This window comes from Paracoccus sp. UBA5162, from assembly GCF_002413585.1.
Lineage (GTDB): Bacteria > Pseudomonadota > Alphaproteobacteria > Rhodobacterales > Rhodobacteraceae > Paracoccus.
On the sequence record NZ_DHXG01000008.1, the window covers coordinates 1 to 6,063 of the forward strand.

Below are 6,063 nucleotides of genomic sequence, written 5' to 3' on the forward strand. Positions count from 1 at the left end.
CAGGTAGTCAAGCAGCATGGTGCCGTCGTAGGCCAGCGAATCCTGATTGACCGTCACCTCGATCCAGCCGGGATTGACCAGATGCGGCACATAGAGCGCCAGTCCGAAGGCAAGCCCCGCGACCGACATCGCAGCCATCCAGGGCCGGCGCCGGCTGCCGGGCGGCTCCAGCACCCAGGAGGCCAGCGGGATCCAGAACGGCCACATGAACCAGGTGAAGAAGATGAACCCCAGTGCCCCCAGCAGGGTCGCGCCCGGATCGCCGGTATTCACCCCCCACCAGACGTTGCCCTCCATGAATTGCTGAAGTCCGGCAAAGACCGGCATCAGCGCCACCGGCAGATACCGCGGATTGATCGCCCAGGCGCGCGTGACGGCATAACCGCCACCCACCACGAGAAAGGCGCTGGCAGTAAAGCTGACGGTCTGGGAAAGGCACATGGCGAAAATCTCTCCGTGACGGGTCGCGCAACGCCCGTTCACGGTAGCAGGCCTTGCGGCGATTGCCACTGCGCCTGCCGTGCCTTCGGGCGGCGGTCCGGCGCGATGACGTGCAAACGGCGGATCGCCCTCGGGCCGGCCGCACCCTTGATCCCCAGCCGCGTCTTCAAGATTGGCTCGTGCGGATCCGGCCACCGATCAAGTCCGCCAATCCGGCATTGCCCGGTCAAGGATGCCGGCAAAGCTGTCACTTTTGTAAGAACCGGGTAAAAGTGACGGTCGGTGGATATCATATCCTTCCCCTGGACGATGTGCCGACGAGGAAGAAGCAGATGCCGACAGCAGAGCGGAACGTCCTGGTGCTGCAAGGCGGCGGTGCCCTTGGGGCCTATCAGGCCGGCGCCTATGAAAAACTGGCCCAAAGCAGGCTGGAAATCGACTGGGTCGCGGGAATTTCCATCGGCGCCATCAACGCGGCGATCATCTGCGGCAACCCGGTCGAGACGCGGGTCGAGCGGCTTCGCAGCTTCTGGGAACAGATCACCTCGGATCTGACCTACGCCCCCTGGATGTGGGGCCCGAAGCCGCGCCGCATCTATTCGGAAATTGCCGCCGCCGAAGTGGCGCTGGCAGGCGCGCCCGGCTTTTTCCGGCCGCGCCCGCTGCTGGCGCTCTGGCCGTTCGCGGCCCATCCGGCGCTCAGCTTCTATGACACCGCGCCGCTTGCGGCGACGCTGAATGAGACGGTCGATTTCGACTATCTCAACGAAAAGGGTCCGCGCCTCAGCGTTGGCACGACCGATATCGAGACCGGCAACTTCGCCTATTTCGACAGCACCGAGATGCGCCTCGACATGCGGCACATCATGGCCAGCGGCGCCTTGCCGCCGGGTTTTCCGCCGGTCGAGATCGACGGCCATTTCTATTGGGACGGCGGCCTCGTCTCCAACACACCGCTGCAATACGTGATGGAGAACGCCGGCACCGAGGCGCTGTGCATCTTTCAGATCGACCTGTTCAGCGCCCGCGGTGATCTGCCGGTCGACATCGCCGATGTCCAGCAACGCGAGAAGGACATCCGCTATTCCAGCCGGACCCGCCTGACCACCGATCGCTACCGCCACCTGCATGACATCCGGGCTGCGGCCGAACGGCTGGCGGCGAAGCTGCCGAAGGAGATGCAATCCGATCCCGATCTGGCCCTGCTGCGCGACGCCGGTCCCGATTGCCCGGTCACGCTGGTCCATTTCATTCACCGCAAGGAGGGGTTCGAGCGCAATTCCAAGGACTACGAATTCTCGCGGCTGTCGATGACCGAACACTGGACGGCGGGGATCGCCGATGTCGGCCGCACGCTGGCGCACAGGAAATGGAAGAGCCGCGAGATCGGCAAGGACGGCCTGCAGGTCTTCGATCTGGGCTCACGGAACACGTGAAGGGAAACGAAATGAAACCGAGCGATGTCGCCAAACAGGCTTTCGCCATGCCGCTGACAAGTCCCTCCTACCCAAAGGGCCCCTACCGGTTCATCGACCGCGAGTTCCTGACGATCACCTACCGCACGGACATCGATGCATTGCGGGCGGTCGTGCCCGAGCCGCTGGAAATCACCGACCCGCTGGTCAAATACGAATTCATCCGGATGCCGGATTCGACGGGGTTTGGCGATTATACCGAAAGCGGACAGGTCATCCCGGTGACGCTGGACGGCGTTGCGGGCGGCTACGTCCATGCGATGTTTCTGAACGACGAGGCGCCGATTGCGGGCGGTCGCGAAATTTGGGGCTTTCCGAAAAAGCTGGCCGACCCCGCGCTGCGGATCGAGAAGGACACGCTGATCGGCACGCTTGATGTCGGCTCGGTCCGGGTGGCGACCGGCACGATGGGCTACAAGCATCGCGAGTTGGACAAGAACAAGGTGATCAAGGCGCTCGAGGCGCCGAATTTTCTTCTCAAGATCATTCCCCATGTCGATTGCAGCCCGCGGATCTGCGAACTCGTCCGCTACTACACGACCGACATCGCGCTGAAAGGCGCATGGGAAGGCCCCGCCGGGCTGGAACTGCACCATCATGCGCTGGCGCCCGTGGCCGCCCTGCCGGTTCTCGAGGTGATCTCGGCCGTTCATCTCTTGACCGATCTGACCCTCGGATTGGGTGAGGTCATGCATGATTATCTGGAATGATCAGGATGCCGTTCCTGCATTCGCGTCCGGTCTTTCGCAACCTCGACGCCCCCGCAAGGCAGAGGTTTCTCGGAGAAGGGTTCCGTCCATGAGACGCCGCTTGAAATGGTCCGGCCTGATATTTGCCGCCACGACGCTGGGCGCGATCCAGGCGTTTGCAGAACCTTGCCAGCCCAAGGACCGTCCGCTGGCGGCGGGATACAGGATCGGCACCTATTCGGTGCCGTCCATCGACATGAACCCGGCCTCATCCGTCGTCGTGCTTGAGCCAGAGACCGATGAACCTGTATCGGGCCGGCCCCTGCTGGTTCTTCTCCACGGGCTTGGCGGCACAGGCTGCGACTGGGTCCGTCTGGGCCAGGTGGATGCGACACTCGCCGCGATGCCCGATACGGGCGCCCGGCCGATTGTCGTCATGCCGAGCCTGGGAAACAACTGGTATGTCGATGCCGGCCCCGGCCGCGACGCGGAAGCGGCATTTGACGCCATAATCGATTGGGTGGATGCGAAATGGCGGATCGATGAACGCCCCCGGGCCAACTCGATCCTGGGCCTTTCCATGGGTGGATATGGTGCGCTTCGCCTGGCGATGGCGAGGCCCCGTTTCGGCTCGATCGCGGCTTTGTCACCCGCGATCTGGCAGAACGTTCCGCAGGAAGATCTGAATCTGCCGGCCGAAAAGCTCAATCTGATCCGCGATGCGGTCTATTTCGATGTCGAACCCGACGGGATGTTCGAGACCGGTATCGATCTGCCAAATCCGGGACCGCACTTTTCCGGCGCTTTCGGCGATCCCTTCGACGGCCGCCGCTTCAATGCGTTGAACGTGTTCACCCTGCTGAATGACAAGACAAGGCCCGAAACGATGCCCCGTCTCCTTCTTGCCATTGGCGACCACGATTCGCTTGGCCTCTGGCGGGGAACATTTGCGCTGTATCAGACGCTGAAGGCAAGAAACGTCGCTGTTCACCTGCGGGTCGCAGAGGGCGATCACAACTGGAAATTCTGGCGCTCGGCGCTTCCCGACGCGCTGGCCTTCCTTGCTGTGGGCGATCCTCCGCTGCGCTAGGCATGTGGGAGCCGGGGGCGGGGGCGGGCGTTGTGGACATATCTGGAAACGGTCGCGGCGCATCCTTGTCGCCGCGCCATTGGAAAAAGGAAGACGTGAAATGAACCTCAAGGACAAGGTCTGCATCATCACCGGCGCGGCCAGCGGCATCGGCCACGGCATCGCCGAACGCTTCATCGCCGATGGCGCGAAGGTCGTCATCGCCGATCTCAAGCTGGACGCCGCGCAGAAGACGGCCGACGCGCTGACGGCGCAAGGTCCCGGTACGGCGATGGCGGTCGAAATGGACGTGACCGACGAGGCGCAGGTCAATGCCGGCATCGAGGCGGTCGTCACGAAATGGGGCAAGATCGACGTCCTGGTGTCCAATGCGGGAATCCAGATCGTCCACCCGTTGCAGGACTTTCCGTTCGCCGACTGGAAGAAATTGCTGTCGATCCATCTTGACGGCGCATTCCTGACATCCAGGGCCTGTCTGCCGCATATGTACAAGGCCGGATCGGGTTCGATCATCTTCATGGGCTCGGTCCATTCCAAGGAAGCCTCGCCGTTGAAATCGGCCTATGTCACCGCCAAGCACGGGCTTCTGGGCCTTGCGCGCGTGATCTCGAAGGAAGGCGGCGAACGTGGCGTGCGCGCCAATGTGATCTGCCCCGGCTTCGTCAAGACGCCGCTGGTGGAAAAGCAGATCCCCGAACAGGCGCGCGATCTGGGCATCTCCGAGGACGAGGTCGTCAACCGCGTGATGCTGGGCGAGACCGTCGATCAGGAATTCACCACGATCGCCGACGTCGCCGAGGTCGCCCACATCTTCGCCGCCTTTCCCACCAACGCGCTGACCGGCCAGTCGCTTGTCGTCAGCCACGGCTGGTACATGAACTAGCCCCCCGAAAGGACAGGAGAACCGGATGGGCGGCGCTTTTCCGGCCGGGCCTCGTGGTCCGGCGCCGCCCGAACCGACACCTCGGGCGATCCTGACGGGCCACAATCGCCATCCCGAAAAGGACGCCTTCCGGCTGGCCGGACACGCCGCCCCTGCGAGGATGCCGATTGGCCGCGATCGGACAGACCCCTCCGGGGTTGAATTTCCCGGCAAACGATAGTCCGCTCGTCATGTCGGCCCGGGCGGCGAAGGATGAGGTATGGCATGATCGACCCGGTTTCCACCCGGACTGCCGGAAAGTCCGTCTGCCACGTCTGCGGACGATCCTTTCCGGCGCCCAGGCTGCGCCCATGGATTTCGGTTCGTCCGGGCGTGTCCGAACTGATCGCCGCCACGGCGCCCGGCTGGGGCGAGGGCAAGCAGATCTGCCAGCCGGACCTTGCACGGTTCCGACGGGATTATGTCGAACGGCTGCTGGCCGACGAACGCGGCGAACTGGCCGATCTTGACCGGCAGGTGATCGCCAGCCTCGAAGCGGGCGAACCGGTATCGCGCAACCCCGAGAACGAGGCAGAGGACACCTACACGTTCGGCGAGAGGCTTGCCGACGGCGTGGCCGAATTCGGCGGCAGCTGGACCTTCATCCTGTCCTTTCTGGCGGTGCTGATCTTCTGGATGCTGCTGAACGTTCTGTTCCTCGGCGCCAGGCCGTTCGATCCCTATCCCTTCATCCTGCTGAACCTCGTCCTGTCCTGTCTGGCCGCCCTTCAGGCGCCGGTGATCATGATGAGCCAGCGCCGGCAGGAGAAAAAGGACCGTCTGCGGGCCGAAAACGATTATCGCGTCAACCTCAAATCCGAACTGGAAATCCGGCAATTGCACGAAAAGATCGACCATCAGCTTGCCCAGCAATGGGAAAAGCTGGTCGAATTGCAGCAGATCCAGATCGAACTGCTGGAGGAAAACGCCGATGGCCGCCGATGATAAAGGATGCTCAACGCTGTATCCCGGTGAACCGCTGCCGCTCAAATCATCCGGAGGGATTGACCTTGAACTGCGCGGGCATGTTCTTCGTCTTTCAAGGCCGGTACCGAACCGGGCCGCAGGAATTGCATGGAAAAACCCGAGATCCTGAGGCGGTTGCGGGACTGGGCTGGTCTGGTAAAGCGCGATGTCGTGGCGCTCTACCTGGCGGCCCGCGATCCCCGTGTTCCGTGGCTTGCGAAGGTTGTCGCCGTCGGCGTCGTCACCTATGCACTCAGTCCGATAGACCTGATCCCGGATTTTATTCCGGTGCTGGGCTATCTCGACGATGCCATTCTCGTTCCGCTTGGGATTTTGCTGGCTGTCCGCCTGGTGCCGGGTGACGTGATGGACGATCTCAGGGCCAAGGCGGACAGACTGGCAGCCCTGCCCAGAAGTCGCGCGGGTGCAATCGCGGTCGTTGGGATCTGGGCTGCCGCCCTTGCTGCCATCGCCTGGTGG

At 63.0% G+C, this 6,063-nt stretch carries 7 protein-coding genes; 6 read left to right on the forward strand and 1 reads right to left on the reverse strand.

Annotated features, from left to right (window positions below):
• Nucleotides 1-441, reverse strand: a 441-nt coding sequence (locus B4A72_RS00855) for a DUF6629 family protein (protein ID WP_349678613.1), incomplete at its 3' end; no start/stop codon positions are given.
• A 332-nt stretch (nt 442-773) separates the two neighbouring features.
• Between B4A72_RS00855 and B4A72_RS00860 the strand changes: the two genes are divergently transcribed.
• From B4A72_RS00860 to B4A72_RS00885, 6 genes are all read left to right on the forward strand, one after another.
• On the forward strand, nt 774-1,877 hold the full coding sequence (locus B4A72_RS00860) for a patatin-like phospholipase family protein (RefSeq protein WP_292952788.1): 1,104 nt from the start codon (nt 774-776) through the stop codon (nt 1,875-1,877).
• An 11-nt stretch (nt 1,878-1,888) separates the two neighbouring features.
• On the forward strand, nt 1,889-2,626 hold the full coding sequence (locus B4A72_RS00865) for an acetoacetate decarboxylase (RefSeq protein ID WP_292952791.1): 738 nt from the start codon (nt 1,889-1,891) through the stop codon (nt 2,624-2,626).
• Between the two features lie 88 nt (nt 2,627-2,714).
• Nucleotides 2,715-3,695, forward strand: a complete 981-nt coding sequence (locus tag B4A72_RS00870) for an alpha/beta hydrolase (RefSeq protein ID WP_292952794.1) — start codon at nt 2,715-2,717, stop codon at nt 3,693-3,695.
• Between the two features lie 100 nt (nt 3,696-3,795).
• Complete coding sequence (locus B4A72_RS00875; RefSeq protein ID WP_292952797.1) at nt 3,796-4,578, forward strand: 3-hydroxybutyrate dehydrogenase; 783 nt, start codon at nt 3,796-3,798, stop codon at nt 4,576-4,578.
• Between the two features lie 264 nt (nt 4,579-4,842).
• Nucleotides 4,843-5,562 (forward strand): DUF1003 domain-containing protein, encoded by a 720-nt coding sequence (locus tag B4A72_RS00880; protein ID WP_292952800.1) that lies wholly within the window; start codon nt 4,843-4,845, stop codon nt 5,560-5,562.
• Between the two features lie 129 nt (nt 5,563-5,691).
• The coding region (locus tag B4A72_RS00885; protein ID WP_292977958.1) for a YkvA family protein at nt 5,692-6,063 on the forward strand (372 nt) is incomplete at its 3' end.

Bases quoted from the DNA above. Each gene is read 5' to 3' on its own strand.
- B4A72_RS00860 (WP_292952788.1), top strand. From the start codon at position 774: ATGCCGACAGCAGAGCGGAACGTCCTGGTGCTGCAAGGCGGCGGTGCC.
- B4A72_RS00865 (WP_292952791.1), top strand. From the start codon at position 1,889: ATGAAACCGAGCGATGTCGCCAAACAGGCTTTCGCCATGCCGCTGACA.
- B4A72_RS00880 (WP_292952800.1), top strand. From the start codon at position 4,843: ATGATCGACCCGGTTTCCACCCGGACTGCCGGAAAGTCCGTCTGCCAC.
- B4A72_RS00870 (WP_292952794.1), top strand. From the start codon at position 2,715: ATGAGACGCCGCTTGAAATGGTCCGGCCTGATATTTGCCGCCACGACG.
- B4A72_RS00875 (WP_292952797.1), top strand. From the start codon at position 3,796: ATGAACCTCAAGGACAAGGTCTGCATCATCACCGGCGCGGCCAGCGGC.